This is a genomic window from Shewanella sp. 4t3-1-2LB (assembly GCF_017368415.1).
GTDB lineage: Bacteria > Pseudomonadota > Gammaproteobacteria > Enterobacterales > Shewanellaceae > Shewanella > Shewanella fodinae.
On the sequence record NZ_JAFNJD010000007.1, the window covers coordinates 83799 to 99230 of the forward strand.

The 15432-nt window shown below is 49.4% G+C and carries 13 protein-coding genes; 5 read left to right on the top strand and 8 right to left on the bottom strand.

Going from position 1 to position 15432, the window contains the following annotated elements; translation table 11 throughout:
* Positions 1–14: 14 nt before the first annotated feature.
* The 3 genes from J3L11_RS04630 to J3L11_RS04640 form a co-directional block, all read right to left on the bottom strand.
* Positions 15–1055, bottom strand: coding sequence for an iron ABC transporter permease (locus J3L11_RS04630; RefSeq protein WP_133037910.1), 1041 nt, complete (start codon positions 1053–1055; stop codon positions 15–17).
* Positions 1042–1887 carry an ABC transporter ATP-binding protein gene (locus J3L11_RS04635; RefSeq protein WP_207570276.1) on the bottom strand — a complete coding sequence of 282 codons (846 nt, stop codon included), beginning with the start codon at positions 1885–1887 and terminating at the stop codon, positions 1042–1044. The genes J3L11_RS04630 and J3L11_RS04635 overlap by 14 nt, the downstream gene beginning before the upstream one ends.
* 97 nt (positions 1888–1984) lie before the next feature.
* Positions 1985–2647 carry a histidine phosphatase family protein gene (locus J3L11_RS04640; RefSeq protein WP_207570277.1) on the bottom strand — a complete coding sequence of 221 codons (663 nt, stop codon included), beginning with the start codon at positions 2645–2647 and terminating at the stop codon, positions 1985–1987.
* Between the two features lie 246 nt (positions 2648–2893).
* On the opposite strand from J3L11_RS04640, the gene metH reads away from it, so the two are divergent.
* Positions 2894–6607: a methionine synthase gene (metH, locus tag J3L11_RS04645; RefSeq protein WP_207570278.1), complete on the top strand. Its 3714-nt coding sequence runs from the start codon at positions 2894–2896 to the stop codon at positions 6605–6607.
* A gap of 142 nt (positions 6608–6749) precedes the next feature.
* Here the strand turns inward: metH and J3L11_RS04650 are convergent, their stop codons facing one another.
* The 4 genes from J3L11_RS04650 to J3L11_RS04665 form a co-directional block, all read right to left on the bottom strand.
* Complete coding sequence (locus tag J3L11_RS04650) at positions 6750–7070, bottom strand: YceK/YidQ family lipoprotein (protein WP_207570279.1); 321 nt, start codon at positions 7068–7070, stop codon at positions 6750–6752.
* A gap of 136 nt (positions 7071–7206) precedes the next feature.
* Entirely contained in the window at positions 7207–8361 is a 1155-nt protein-coding gene (locus tag J3L11_RS19640; protein WP_207570280.1) for an energy transducer TonB, read from the bottom strand.
* A 108-nt stretch (positions 8362–8469) separates the two neighbouring features.
* Positions 8470–8820, bottom strand: a complete 351-nt coding sequence (locus tag J3L11_RS04660) for a diacylglycerol kinase (protein ID WP_347566497.1) — start codon at positions 8818–8820, stop codon at positions 8470–8472.
* A gap of 27 nt (positions 8821–8847) precedes the next feature.
* Positions 8848–9390, bottom strand: coding sequence for a phosphatase PAP2 family protein (locus J3L11_RS04665; RefSeq protein ID WP_133037917.1), 543 nt, complete (start codon positions 9388–9390; stop codon positions 8848–8850).
* A gap of 400 nt (positions 9391–9790) precedes the next feature.
* Here J3L11_RS04665 and J3L11_RS04670 point away from each other — a divergent pair, with 400 nt between their 5' ends.
* Both J3L11_RS04670 and J3L11_RS04675 read left to right on the top strand, forming a co-directional pair.
* Complete coding sequence (locus J3L11_RS04670; protein WP_243691923.1) at positions 9791–11008, top strand: MFS transporter; 1218 nt, start codon at positions 9791–9793, stop codon at positions 11006–11008.
* Between the two features lie 129 nt (positions 11009–11137).
* A complete protein-coding gene (locus J3L11_RS04675; protein WP_133037918.1) occupies positions 11138–13168 on the top strand; it encodes a S9 family peptidase in 2031 nt (676 codons plus the stop codon).
* 53 nt (positions 13169–13221) lie between these two features.
* Here the strand turns inward: J3L11_RS04675 and J3L11_RS04680 are convergent, their stop codons facing one another.
* On the bottom strand, positions 13222–13794 hold the full coding sequence (locus J3L11_RS04680; protein ID WP_133037919.1) for a TetR/AcrR family transcriptional regulator: 573 nt from the start codon (positions 13792–13794) through the stop codon (positions 13222–13224).
* 88 nt (positions 13795–13882) lie between these two features.
* Here J3L11_RS04680 and J3L11_RS04685 point away from each other — a divergent pair, with 88 nt between their 5' ends.
* On the top strand, positions 13883–14494 hold the full coding sequence (locus J3L11_RS04685; protein WP_133037920.1) for a glutathione S-transferase N-terminal domain-containing protein: 612 nt from the start codon (positions 13883–13885) through the stop codon (positions 14492–14494).
* Positions 14495–14510: 16 nt separating this feature from the next.
* On the top strand, positions 14511–15179 hold the full coding sequence (locus J3L11_RS04690) for a glutathione S-transferase N-terminal domain-containing protein (protein WP_207570281.1): 669 nt from the start codon (positions 14511–14513) through the stop codon (positions 15177–15179).
* Positions 15180–15432 lie beyond the last annotated feature (253 nt).

A 15432-nucleotide genomic window follows, 5' to 3' on the forward strand; every position in this document is an offset into this window, starting at 1 on the left:
GACCTTAATCTAGGTTAATACTGTCTGCGCTGATGCAGAACAGCCAAAAAAAATACACTGCCGATTGCCGACGTAATAATGCCGACCGGTAGTTCCTGGGTGGGTAACAGGCTGCGCGCTACCACATCTACCCACACCATAAATAACCCGCCTGCCAGTGCCGTTAGCATCATTGGATGCCTTCCCGGCAACAGCAAACGCAGCAGATGGGGCACCATCAGCCCCACAAAACCTATACCACCGCACTGTGCCACCAGTGTTGCAGTAATCAGTGAACACAATAACAACATTCCCAGTCGCATCTGCATCACCCTAACCCCCAAGGTGTGCGCGGTCTCATCGCCGCTCAGCATTGCTAGGATTTGTCGTCGGTAACCGACTATCAGTACCAGTGCCACCAAAACCACCACCACCGGCATCCACAGTGTGTTCCAGTCGGCTCGAGCAAAACTGCCCAAGGTCCAGAACAACAATGATGCGGTCGCCTGTGGCGTGGAAAAATACAATAATAGGCTGGTAAAGGCACCGAACATAAAAGACACCGCCACGCCGGATAATAACAAGCGTTCTACCTGACGTTCTGCCTGGCTCCCTGCCATTATCAGTACCAACAATACTGACAAACAGGCACCGGCAAATGCCCCTAATGGTAACGATACCCACGCCAGCCAAGTGCCACCGAGTAGCGTCATTGCCAATACGCCACCGAAAGACGCACCGGCACTGATGCCAAACAGATATGGGTCAGCCAAAGGATTCCGGGTCACACTTTGCAGCACATAGCCACATAGCGCTAGACCACAGCCAGCAACAAACGCCAGCAACACACGCGGGAATCGCAACTCCCACACAATCCGTTGGTCGATAGCAGACACTTGCCCCATGCCTGCTATTTTGTGGCCCAATACCCGGGCGACTTCCAGTACCCCGATATTATCGGCAGCACCAAAAGCGGTCGCGGCTAGTGGCGTCACCAACAGCCCTAACAACACCACTAACCAGCAGCTCTGTAATCGCCTATCCACGCGTAATGGTGGGCTTTCACTTAGCGACATAAATCGCTCCGCTATCACGTCGAGCTGCATCAATTTCAACTTTATCCACCACTAACGGCGAATAACCATAAAAATACTGGATCAACGGTTTACCCGTCTGCGGATGCTGACTGATCCGGCTACAAACACCAAAGACATCACTCAGCCGCTGTTCTGTCAGCACTTCTGCTGCATCCCCCACTGCCACCACTTGTCCCTGATGCAATAACAGCAAGTTATCGCACATCGCTGCCGCCAAATTGAGGTCATGGATTGAGGCGATAACACTCACACCAAGACTTCTCACCAGTTCAAGGATCTGGATCTGATAACGGATATCCAGATGATTTGTTGGCTCATCGAGCAATAGCAATGCAGGTTTCTGCACAATAGCTCTGGCGATCAGCGCCCGCTGTTTTTCTCCGCCAGAGAGGTGCCGAAATACTTCATCCGCCAGCGAGCTCAGACCCACCTGAGTTAATGCTGCGGCAACAGCATTATTATCCTCTGCTGAATCGCGCTCGAAAAGTCTTTTATAAGGGGTCAGACCGGTTGCTACCAATTGTCGTAAACTTAGCTCTGACTGAGGTGGAGTATCCTGCAATACAACTGCAACCTGACGAGCAAAAACTTGCGGCGGCATACGGTTGATGTCTTCACCAAACAACTGGATATGACCGGTATCAGGCCGGATGTAGCGGTACAAACATCGCAGCAAACTGGATTTACCGGCGCCGTTAGGGCCTATCAGGCCCAGCACTTTTCCTTTGGTTAAACTAAAGCTGACACCAGACAGAATCGATTTTTCGGCTACCGACCAGCAAATATTATCAGCCTTCAGTGCCGGCTTCATAGGCCGTCTCCAGCAACTTCATCATCTCAGGCTCAATAGGCTAACAGGATATGGTAGTCTGCCGCCAGTAATTAGCGCGGCAGACCACTGGTGATGTTTATAATTGCCAGTGCAGTTTTGGTAGACATTGCCATTCGCCATCAACTTCATGGGCATCCACCACAATTTTCAGCAATGAACCATAAGGCAACTCTAGGCTGCTGAACACACCGCTCAATGGCGCCTGTCCCGGATTAAGCACTTCGCTAATAAGGGTGCGTATTACCCCGCCATGAGTGATCAACAAGGCATTGTCCTGCTGGCTACTCAGCAGTTCTTCTACCAAATCTTGCCAACCACGGTTAACCCGCTGGTACAGTTCATTCACGGTTTCGCCATGAGGCGGCGTATGATTAAGGGGGTCAAGGGCATAAGCCGCAGTGGCTTTAGGATAGTCGGCCTGCAGCGCGACCATAGATTTACCGTCCCACTCACCAAAATTCAGTTCCTGCAACCAGTTAGCGGTCTGTAGCGGACGTTCAAAAAACTCCGGCATTTCGCTGGCAAGACTGTCGGCAAATAGGCTGCAACGCTGTAATGGTGAACTTAATAACAGCAATTTGCCTTCAGGCAGATGATTACACAGCTCACGCCAAGCGTTCCACATCTGCTCTTGTCCCTGTTCGCTCAGTGGCGAATCGGTACGGCCTCTTAGAATCTCGCCATCGGCGCAGTTGCCGTGGCGCATCAAATATACTGTCAATTTTCTGTAGCAGGACATGATGGTTCCTTCGATTTAACTACCCGGGCTAAAGGGCAACATTTTCACCTTGCCGCAGAACGTTGTAATCCTTATTATGGACGTCTATACGTATAAACATCCAAAACAGCCCTGTAGTTATTCCGCAGCCATACTATGATGCTCGTTTACTGTCATAATCACAGTAATGTGATCTGGATCATAACTCAATTTTAAAAGTTTGTATTTGTTAATTTTTATTTTAGTAATAGGTAATTAAGGCTTCGAATGATTAACACTTCTTCCACCGTTGCAGCCCGACAAATTCATGATGCGCTGGCGCAACGAATTTTGATTATCGACGGTGCGATGGGCACCATGATCCAGAGCTTCAAGTTGGAAGAAGCCGATTATCGTGGCGAGCGTTTCCGCGACTGGCACTGTGATGTCAAAGGTAATAATGATCTGTTGGTATTAACTCAGCCACAGATCATCAAGTCGATTCACCGCCAATATCTGCAAGCCGGTGCCGATATTATTGAAACCAACAGTTTCAACGCTACCACCGTCGCCATGGCGGATTATGACATGCAGGCGTTGGTCAGCGAAATTAACGAACACGCGGCCCGACTGGCACGAGAGGCCGCCGATGAAGTTGCTGCAGCTACTGGGATTCCGCGTTATGTCGCCGGTGTTCTAGGCCCAACAAACCGTACCTGTTCCATCAGCCCCGATGTCAACGACCCAGGATTTCGCAATATCCATTTCGATGAGTTAGTGGCTGCTTACATACAAGCCACAGAAGCGCTTATCAAAGGCGGCGCGGATATACTGATGGTGGAAACCATCTTCGACACCCTCAATGCCAAGGCGGCGTTGTTTGCTATCGATGAAGTGTTTGAAAAGCTCGGCATACGACTGCCGGTGATGATTTCCGGTACCATTACCGATGCCTCCGGCCGAACCCTGACCGGCCAAACAACCGAGGCGTTCTATAACTCACTGCGCCATATCAAACCGCTGTCATTCGGCCTTAACTGCGCCCTTGGGCCAAAAGAATTGCGGCCCTACGTAGAAGAACTGGCGCGCATCTGCGAGACCTTTGTTTCGGTGCATCCGAACGCCGGATTGCCAAACGAATTTGGTGGCTATGATGAAACGCCGGCGCAGATGGCTGACGTGATTGGTCAATGGGCCAAAGAAGGGCTAGTCAACCTGGTGGGCGGTTGCTGCGGTACGACTCCGGCTCACATTAAAGCCATCCGTGAAGCCGTCAGTCAGCATCAACCACGGCAGTTGCCTGAATTACCCGTCGCCTGCCGCCTTGCCGGGCTGGAACCGCTAACCATAGATGCCAACAGTCTGTTTGTTAACGTGGGAGAGCGCACTAACGTCACCGGCTCGGCCAAGTTTTTGCGGTTGATTAAAGAGGGGCAATTTGAAACCGCGCTCGATGTGGCTCGCGAACAGGTAGAAAGTGGCGCGCAGATCATCGATGTCAACATGGATGAAGGCATGTTGGACGGCGTGGAGATGATGCAGAAATTTCTTAACCTCATCGCCTCTGAACCCGACATCAGCAAAGTGCCGGTGATGATTGACTCCTCTAAATGGGAAGTGATTGAAGCCGGATTAAAGTGCATCCAAGGTAAAGGCATCGTCAACTCTATCTCGTTAAAAGAGGGCGAGGCCACCTTCATTGCACATGCGCAACTGGTAAAACGTTATGGCGCAGCGGCGATCATCATGGCGTTCGATGAACAAGGCCAAGCCGATACCCACGCACGCAAAATCAATATCTGTACTCGTGCCTACCGCATATTGGTCGATAAGGTCGGCTTTCCGCCAGAAGATATTATTTTCGACCCGAATATTTTTGCCATCGCCACCGGCATTGAAGAACACGACAACTACGCGGTGGACTTCATCAATGCCGTGAAAGATATCAAGGCTACCTTGCCACACGCCATGGTGTCTGGCGGGGTGTCTAACGTGTCCTTCTCATTCCGCGGCAACAACCCGGTGCGCGAAGCCATTCATGCCGTGTTCCTGTATCACGCCATCAAGGCGGGGATGGACATGGGCATAGTCAACGCCGGTCAGTTGGCCATTTACGACGATATTGACGCGGAACTAAAACAGCGCGTCGAAGCAGTAGTATTGAATCTGCCATGTCCGGTTGCTGGCTCCAGCAATACCGAACAACTACTGGATATTGCCGAAAAATTCCGTGGTGGCCAAAGCGGAGCCAACAAGCAGGAAGACCAGGCGTGGCGGCACTGGCCCGTCAATAAACGGCTGGAACACGCACTGGTCAAAGGGATCACTGAATTTATCGATGAAGACACCGAGGAAGCACGTCTAGCAGCGACGCGTCCGCTCGATGTGATCGAAGGGCCGTTGATGGATGGCATGAATGTGGTTGGCGACCTGTTTGGTGCCGGCAAGATGTTCCTGCCACAAGTGGTGAAATCGGCGCGGGTGATGAAAAAGGCTGTCGCCTACCTGAATCCGTTCATTGAAGCAGAAAAGGTGCAAGGCTCCAGCAACGGTAAAGTCTTGATGGTCACCGTTAAAGGCGATGTGCACGACATCGGTAAAAACATTGTCGGCGTGGTACTGGCCTGTAACGGTTATGAGGTGATTGACCTCGGGGTCATGGTGCCGGTAGAGCAGATCATCGAAACCGCCCGTAAAGAGCAGGTTGATATCATCGGTATGTCGGGGCTTATTACCCCCAGTCTTGACGAGATGGTGCATAACGTCAAAACCTTCGCCCGGGAAGGCCTGACCATTCCGGCGATTATCGGCGGTGCAACGACCTCAAAAATTCACACGGCGGTGAAGATTGCCCCGCACTATCCACATGGTGCCATTTATATCCCAGATGCTTCTCGCGCCGTACCTATGGTCAGTAAGCTCATCAATGACGAGACCCGTGCCCAGACCATCGCGAGTATTTATGCCGAGTACGACATGATGCGCGAGAAACGTCTGGCACAGACCAAACGCAAAACGCTGGTGCCATTGCAAGCCGCCCGCGACAACAAAGTGCAGCACGACTGGCAAGCCAATCCCCCCGTGAAGCCACAGCAATTGGGCATTCAGGTATTTGAGGATTATCCATTGGAAGATCTGGTGGAGCGCATCGACTGGACACCATTTTTCCGCGCTTGGGAGCTACACGGCCACTTCCCAGATATTCTGGACGATATGGTAGTGGGTGAAGAAGCGCGTAAGGTATATGCCGATGGCAAAGCTATGCTGCATAAAATCATTGATGAAAAATGGCTCACCGCCAAAGCGGTATTTGGCTTATTCCCGGCCAATACCATCAACGATGACGATATCGAACTGTACGACAGTGAAGCGCGTCAACAAACTTTGCTGACCACCCATCACTTACGCATGCAGCTAGAACGTGTGGGTAATCATAACTTCTGCCTAGCAGATTTTGTTGCCCCCAAAGACAGCGGTGTTGCCGACTATATGGGTGCCTTTGCCGTCACCGCAGGTCACGGCATTGAGAAACACTTGGCAAAATTTGAAGCGGCCCACGATGACTACAGCGCTATCATGCTGAAATGTCTGGCAGACCGACTGGCTGAAGCCTTTGCCGAACGTCTACATGAACGCGTACGCAAGGAGTTTTGGGGCTATGCCGCCGATGAAGACCTCAATAACGATGCGTTGATCCGCGAAAAATACAAAGGCATTCGCCCTGCCCCCGGCTATCCCGCTTGCCCTGATCACACTGAAAAAGGCTTGTTGTGGCAGTTGCTGCAACCGGATCAACGGATTGATCTCCGACTCACCGAAAGCTATGCCATGTATCCAACCGCAGCCGTCTCCGGCTGGTATTTTGCCAATCCGCAGTCACGCTATTTTGGCATCACCAATATCGATCGCGATCAGGTAGCGAATTACGCCCAGCGCAAGGGCATGACAATCGCAGAAGTGGAAAAATGGCTGGCACCTGTGCTGGATTATGATCCAGAGTAATAGGCAGCAACACAAATAGTTGCCGTCTATCAACAACAAAGAAGGCGCCTAAAGGCGCCTTCTTTGTTTGTCAGCTGACAGTCACAAATATCATTTATGGATGCCTGTAGAGTGACAAATCCGTTGTGTCATAACAAATTGATTAATGCCGAGCACTGTCTTTTGACGATTGTTTTTCCCCCACAGAGTCCGCTGTCAGTGTGACGGGTAACAACAACGTATCGATGATCATACTGGGAAGAAAGTCAGCCATTGCTAAATACCCATACAATTCCCAGTTACCATTGCAATTCGGTAAACCACAGCGGCTGTGTTCACCACTAGAAGCCTTAATTGCTTGAATATTCTGAGCGGTTCCAGAATAAGGTGCGGCTTCGCCGTTAGCAATGGAATACACCGTAGAGCAAGCTGCTGTCATAAATACACTAATAATTGCCACAATTATCATCCATGACTTATTCATATGCATCTCCATATTGCATCTGTATCACTGCCACCCAAGGCATTAGACCTAACATTAGCAGTGACATAGTAAAGTGCTACAACCTCTATATTCATGGCATGCTACTGTAAATTAAATACCACTACTAACACACCGTTTAGCGGTTAATCTTGTAATCTAGCTGAACGCGACTGGTCGCGGCTACTGGTTCACCGTTCTCAAATTTAGGCGCATATCGCCAGCGCTCCAGCGCTTTGATGCTACTGGCTTCAAATGCTTTGCTGCCTTCCCATTGCAACACCTTAGGATCTTTAACAAAACCGTCCTTGTCGATGGTAAATTCCAGTTGCACCCAGCCATCTTGCAACCTTTTGGCCGCAGTATACGGGTATTCTGGTGGAACTCTAAACAGCGGCGTTTGCTCTTGGTTCTCCTTCCACGGCGTCATACGGCCAATCGCCTGGCAGTGCTCTGTAGCTTTATCAGGATTATTTTGCTGTTGATAGAGCCTGACTAACATCGCATGCGCCGAAAGCGCATAGGGGTGGGAATACTTGAGCACTGAAAACTGCTTAACGACGTCCAGAAATAGTGGTTCTGCCGCCGCGTACTTCCTTTCAATAAAATATATTTTGGCAACTTCAAATTCAGTTTCAACGCGGCTGACAGCATCAACCGCCAATTTTTCCTTAAATACATCGTAGGCCTCAAATGCATAATCACGCACGCTACGGGTATAGGCACTGGAACCATAAAGATCATGAAACGCGGTCATCTTGATGCTGGCTGCTAACAGTTGATCATGACTATCCTCAGCAATATCGATGGCGTTACGATACACACTGTCAGCATGAGTCGGACTTTTTTCGGTTGCAGCCATTCCTAGCAAAGCGTCAATTAACTGCACTGAGTCGTCACCATAAAGGTGTTGGTAGATCTTTAGCGCCTGTTGATACAAGGCATTGGCCTGTTGACGCTTATCGTTATCTTGCGCAAACGTTCGTGAGGTATTGTGGCTCAGTGCTCGTGCCCAATTCATAGTGAGTGCGGCAAAATCGGCGCTGTCTTTGGCGTAAACGGATTCACCCAGCTTATAAACCTGCGCTGCCATCAGCAGGATCTGCTCGTTATTCTTAGCGTCAACTGCTGACTGATATGCTTGATAGGCCACATGAAACTTATCACTATTACTGTCAGCAAACACCGGAGAAGACACAACAACTGCCGCCGCTAAAAGACCGCAGTAAAAGGTTTTACGAGGAGAAAAAAACGAATGACTTAACAATGAAAACGCATCAATGCAACCTTGCACAGCTATATCCTTATGATGACAACGCTAATGACAAGCTAACGCAATAATGGCAACGATTCAATGAGATGTTTCATAGCAGTTGCTAATAAACAGTAACAGAAAGTTAGGCTATAGGCAGGAGTATAATGCTAGCAGACCAACGATCACAGCTGCCACACTGAACACCAGCACCATCGCGGCTAGCATGTCTTTCACATGTTTTATTTGCGGATGGATCTGAGGGTGTAGATGGTCGATCAAGCCTTCTAGTGCCGAGTTAATCAATTCAGCCGCCCACACCAACGCAATACACAGCACAATAAGCGCCCACCATAACGCTGCAGGCTGCAACCAGGCGAATAGCAACACCGCCAATAGTGCCGCCGCCAGATGACGGCGCATATTATGCTCTTGCTTTACCGCATAGAAAAAACCATCAACAGCGTATGTTAATTTCTTGATGAAAGACTGATTTTTCACGCAAAGTTCCGACAAAAAACTATCGTTCTAGAATGCCATATGCAAGTTCAAGCCGATACTCCCGCCTTCCGCATAAGCAGAAACCTGCACACCATGATAAGGCTCAGTAAAATAACGGGCATTAAGATAACCTATCAGCGCCCCAGCGAGTACATCTTTGGTGTGATGACGCTCTGATTGCACGCGAGTCCAACCAACATAACTGGCGGCCGCATAAAATGGCAGTGCGCTTTTCCAACCATAACGCTGCTGGATATAGGTAGCCGCCGAAAAGGTCAACGAGGTATGGGCCGAAGGAAAGCTATCATTACCGTCACCGTCCGGCCGCCGTTCATGGATGGTGTACTTCAACAGTTCGGTCGTCACTAAAGTGCTGCCCATTGACCAGTAAAACTGCTGCTGACCTTCATCATCATTCCGCCATTGGCTCATGCCCCAAGCCAGCGCTGGCACCAGCACCAAGCCAGCATCACCGGATATTTCAATAGTGCTAGCGGCCTGAGCACTAACGTTGTACATCATGGCACCACCCAGCAGTGCGGCGGTAAACAGTGATTGAAAAGGTTTCATCGCGTTCCTTGTGTTATCCATAAATGGCACAGCAGACCTAATCCTATACTGTGCTGAGAGTCAGACTCGCCAAACTAAGGGGCAAAAATTAAGTAACAATTAACGTTAGAGAAATATCTCGTCATACGCGTAAAATTATTGCTGCAGAAAACTATCGTTTCGGAAATACAACTGTATTGACGTTCGCACACAGAAAAGCGCCGACAATAGCAAAAAACGCTTACCTCTGCAGCCTAATTGCGGGTGATGGGATGAAAAGCTTTCGACTGACTATCTAAAATTACGCCAGATCGCTACAATCCTAAATCTACTCATTTCATTAACATTTCAGGTAAAAACAACTCAGGTGTACAGCGATATTTCTCTGGCCCACATCCGGCAATTTCCGCCACTGATGTGAATCCTGCTGCTGGGGTCGTTCTTTACCCGTGGCAGCTACTTCATGGTGTGGCCGTTTCTCGCGGTGATCCTGTATGAAAAATTTGCGCTGACGGCGACGCAGGTAGGCTTGGTGTTGTCCAATGCCGCAGTAATTGCCGTATTCACCAGTTTTATCGGCAGCGCGCTCTCAGATCACTTTGGTCGCCGTACGCTGATGTATGTGACTGGCGGGTTGTACATCATCTCATTTTCACTGTTGGCGCAGGTCAATTCGGTAAGCGGTTATGTGGCGGTGATGACACTTTGTGCCATTGCGACCTCGCTTTGGCGACCACTGACGGCTACGACCATAGGTGACATTATTGCCGAGCCACAGACCCGTGAATTGGCAATGCAAGCATTATATTTTATGGTCAATGCCGGGTGTGCCGTAGGCCCCATCGCAGGTGTTTGGATGGGTTTGACCGGGCAACAATCCAGTTTTTATATCACGGCGGCGGCCTTTGCCTTGTTGATGTTGATGTTGCATTGGGGCTTTCAACATCAGCCACCAAAACGCCCGACGCAGGTTGCTGATACACCACCTCCCGCCCGTTACGGTGTGGCCATGACGCTAAAAGTATTATTGGCGGACAAACTGCTACAGTGTCTGATCCTTGCCAATATTCTCTGCATGTTTATTTATGCTCAGACCGACAGTTCACTGATCCAATACCTGACCCGAGCGCAGGCGCCTGAACTTTTGTCGTTGATATCAAGCATTATCTTTACCAACGCCTGCGTAATTATCTCATCGCAGTTTCTGTTGCTGAAATTGTTGGCAGGTTATCCACTAACACGACGCATTCAAATGGGTTTACTGTTGTTACTGGTATCGCAACTATGGCTGGCACTGAATCCCATTGAACTATTCTGGGGCTGGATTGGTGCCATAGTTGTGCTCAGTTTGGGTGAAACCATTCTATTTCCCACCATGAATGTGCACATCGACAGACTGGCACCGGATCATCTGCGCGGCGCGTATTTCGGCGCGGCGTCTGCCTATGATTTTGGCTTTGCACTCGCGCCCTTAGGGGGTGGGATTATTCTTGATCACTGGGGCGGACCAGCACTGTTCGCCACCGCTGCCTTGTTAACTGTATTGGTTATCGCACTTTACCGTATCTTGGATAGCTTACCGCGCCCGGATTTCAGCCGTTTCGATAAGCCCGTACCGAAGAACCCTCGCGCCGACTGATTGATATCAGCCCTCGGCGGGTTACTCTCCGCGTTATCCGCTCAGTTTATTTTCAACATTCGCGACTATAGTTAACACCGGAAATCACTGGCAGTTAAGCTGCCACTCATTATTCCAAGGAGCCTGCGAGTGAAAAAAACAGCGTTAATTCTACTCTGTCTACTGCTGCCAATGACGTCAGCACTGGCCGAAGCCAATAAACCGTTATCGGCAGAAGTCCTATGGCAGCTTAAACGTATTGGTACACCAGTGGTGGCCCCGGCCGGCAATCACATTATTGCCCCGGTTACTGAGTACGATGTTAAAACCGATAAAAGTTCGACCCAGTTATGGTGGTTTGCACCGAATGGCAACCAGCAACGACCATTAACTATCGCCGGAATGAAAGTCAGTGAGCCGGTATTTTCACCTGATGGCAGCACACTGGCATTTATCAGTAAACGCAACGACGACGAAGCGGGTCAGATATACCTATTACCGCTGAACCAACCAGGTGAAGCACAGCGGCTGAGTGATGTCCCTAGCGGCGTTTCAGGTCTCAAGTGGGTCGGCAAGCATCTGTATTTCATCAGCCATGTTTTTCCCGGTAAAAACTGGGAACAGATAAAAGAACAGCTGAAAGCTGACAAAGACAATAAAGTCAGTGCCCATCAATGGAATGCCTTGCCCTATGCCTATTTTGATCACTGGCTGGACGAACGCCGTGAGGCTCATGTATTTCGGATCCCGGCAGATGGGGGCGAAGTTACTGCGATTACCCAACCATTAGGCCATGAGTTGTTCCGTTCTAACCAAGGACGCAGCAGCTATGACATTTCAGCTGACGAAAAATGGATTGCATTTTCCAGCTATGGCTCAGCTAACCGCGTCGACCCCAACTTGGACCTGTTTCTGGCAGCGATTGGTAGCAACAACGCCGAAAATATCACCCCAGATAATCCTGCAGCCGATGACGCTCCACAATTCAGCCCAAACGGAAAGACACTGGCGTTTAACCAACAACATATCCCCGGATTTTATGCGGATACCGCACGACTGGTGTTGTTGGATCTTAGTAGTCGCAAACTACGCAGTCTCAGCGACAACTGGGATCGCTCCATCAATAACTGGCGCTGGACGCCTGACAGCAAAGGCTTTTACGCCAGCATAGATGATGCCGCGACCAATCGTATCTACTACATCGATGCCCAAAGCGGTCAGCACCGTGCCATTACGCATAACACCAATTTCAGCCTACCGTCAGTGAGTGACACAGGACTGTTGGTCGCTAGCAATGAAAGTTTCCTGCAACCACCACAGTTAGTCAGTATTAATCCCCAAAATGGCAAAGTGTCACGTCTGGATAAGTTCAACGATGACGTATTGCGCGATGTGCGGCTTGGTAGCTATGAATCCGTCACTTATAAGGGCTACAACGGGGATGATATTCAGATGTGGGTGCATTACCCGCCTGGATTTGATCGCAGTAAAAAGTATCCGTTGTTTCTGTTGATCCATGGTGGACCGCACAATGCCATTGGCGATGGCTTTCACTTTCGCTGGAATGCCCAGACATTCGCTTCTTGGGGCTATGTCACAGCCTGGCCTAATTTCCATGGCTCCAGTGGTTTTGGTCAGGCCTATGCCGATGCCATCAACCCGGACTGGAAAAGCAAATCATTGGAAGACGTGCTGAAAGCTGCCGACTGGTTTAAAAATCAACCCTGGATAGACAGTGAACGTATGGTCGCTGGAGGTGGCAGTTACGGGGGATACCTAAGTTCTATCATACTTGGCACGCCACAACAGCCATTCAAGGCGTTGCTAATCCATGCGGCGGTGTACGATATGTATTCACAAATGGCATCAGACTTTGCCGTACACAGCACCCGCTTTGGCAACTACTGGGACAATCCAGCGTTGTACCAAACTATCTCGCCACATTACTTTGCAGCTAACTTTAATACCCCAACATTAATCAGCCATGGGCAACTGGATCTTCGCGTGCCAGTTGGGCAAGGATTTGAGCTGTTTCGCACCTTACAAAGCCGTGGCGTAGAATCACGTATGCTGTATTTCCCGGACGAAAATCATTGGATACTGAAACCCAATAACTCCATCTATTGGTACCATCAAGTGCAGGAGTGGATGGCAAAATTTGCTCCGCCGGGGCCACAATAATACGCATATCCACTTAAAAAGGCGGCTGTGACCGCCTTTTCGTTTGCAAGCATTTAACTGCGCAAGATCTGTAACAAGCTGTCGACAGCACGGCTGATATCTTGGTAACGCTGGGCTTTGCTCATCACCCGCATACCCTGCATCTGCACTAACATCAACGCTGCCAAATCGTCTGCCGGTAGTTTGAGGCTAATATTGCCCTGCTGCTGACCATTTTCGAGGGCATTTCGTAGCGCCAATTGCACCTGACTAAACAGCTGCTGAGCCTGTGCCGTTACCATCGCATCGGTTCCTGCATACTCAACCACCGCATTTTGAATAAAACAGCCGAACGGATTGTCCTGCTGCCGTTGTTCAAACTGCCGCAAAAACGCCTCTATTTGTGCTAACCCAGCGTCTGGTTGCATTAACGGCTGCAGGTGTTGTGTCGCCTTAGCCAAATAGCGCTGCAGTGCTGCTTCGTATAATGCCTGTTTATCACCAAAACTGTTGTACAGGCTGAAGCGGTTGATCCCCAATCGCTGCACCAAATCGGCTATTGAGGTGTTGGCAAAGCCTTTTTCCCAGAACAACTGCATCGCCTGTTCCAGTTTTTGCTCGTGGTCAAAACCGCAACTACGTGCCATAACATTTCCTCAAGTTATTCTTGACTGATCGTTCTGATATTATCTAGAGTGTAATCTAACCGATCGTTCCGAAAAAGGTCAGCGCCTGATGAAACTCTATGAAGTTGCCACCACCCCCAGTTGTCGCCGGGTTAATATCTTCTTGAAAGCCCTTGGTGTCGAAGTTGAAAGAGTCACTGTTGATATTCGTGGTGGTGAAAACCTCTCGGAAACCTACCGACAAATGAGCATCAACCTGAAAGTACCGCTGCTGGAAATTGATGCCAATACCCATCTGTGCGAGAGCTTGGCCATCTGCCGCTACTTTGACGAAGTTACTCCGAATCAACGGTATCTGTTTGGTCAAACGCCATTAGAGAAAGCACAGGTAGAGATGTGGAATCGCATTGTGGAGTGGCAGGGGTTAATCCCAGCCTTCCAAGCATTCCGTAATCTTTCCGGCGTCTACCGTGACCGAGAAACCTGTGTCAGTGCCTGGGGTGAAGAAAGCAAAAAGCGCGTCACTGAGTTTATGCCGTTACTGGAGCAACAGCTGCAAAGCCAGCATTACCTGGCCGGGAAACACCTCACAGTCGCCGACATCAGCGCTTATGTATTGATCACCTTCTGCGAAGCCCGACTACAGTTAGTGATCATCGGCAACTACCCGCGTATCAGTGACTGGTATCAGATGTTGCAGCAGCATGATGCGTTTTTATAATCGTAAAGGAGTTCCCATGATTGAGTTGTATACCGCCGCCACGCCTAACGGCCACAAAATCTCGATTGCTTTAGAAGAACTGGGACTGGACTATCAAGTTCATGCACTGGATTTAGCTGCCAAGGAGCAGAAACAGTCTGCGTTTCTAAAAATTAATCCCAACGGCCGTATTCCTGCCATTGTGGACCATGACAACGATGATTTTGCCGTGTTTGAATCGGGTGCTATCTTGCTATATCTGGCGGAGAAAACCGGCCAATTGTTACCGGCAGAAGCCAAAGCACGGTCCCAAGTGATCCAGTGGCTGATGTTTCAGATGAGCGGTGTCGGCCCGATGATGGGGCAAGCAAACGTGTTCTACCGTTACTTTCCAAAAAAGATCCCCGAAGCCATTGAGCGTTATCAGAATGAAGGCCGTCGTCTATTTGAAGTGATGGATAGCCAGTTGGCACACAGCCAATACCTTGCGGGTAACGACTACAGCATTGCCGATATTGCCAGTTGGCCTTGGGTCAATATCCATGAATGGAGCGGTATCAGCATTGACGGGTTACCGCACCTGCAACGCTGGCTGCAGCTAATCGCCGCACGTCCGGCAGTACAGCGAGGCTTGCAAATACCGGCGCCCAGCAACGAAACCGCTGGGGAGAAAGCTGAACGTATCCGCAATATGGTGAGCCGTTAATCCCAACCGGAGACAATCGGCTATCTCCACGGTTGTCTCCGGATTTTTTATACCACACCTTTTTGCTATTTTCTGCAAAAAGCAATTCATCATCATTCATTCAAAATTAATCATGTATTCATAGCATTTATGAATACACCTTCATTTCACAGACAAATAAGCATTGAATATTCACCTTATAAGTTCAATTACATAAATTTAAATCCAATTAAAAGCTAACAATTATGTGATCAACAAATAATATTTAACACAA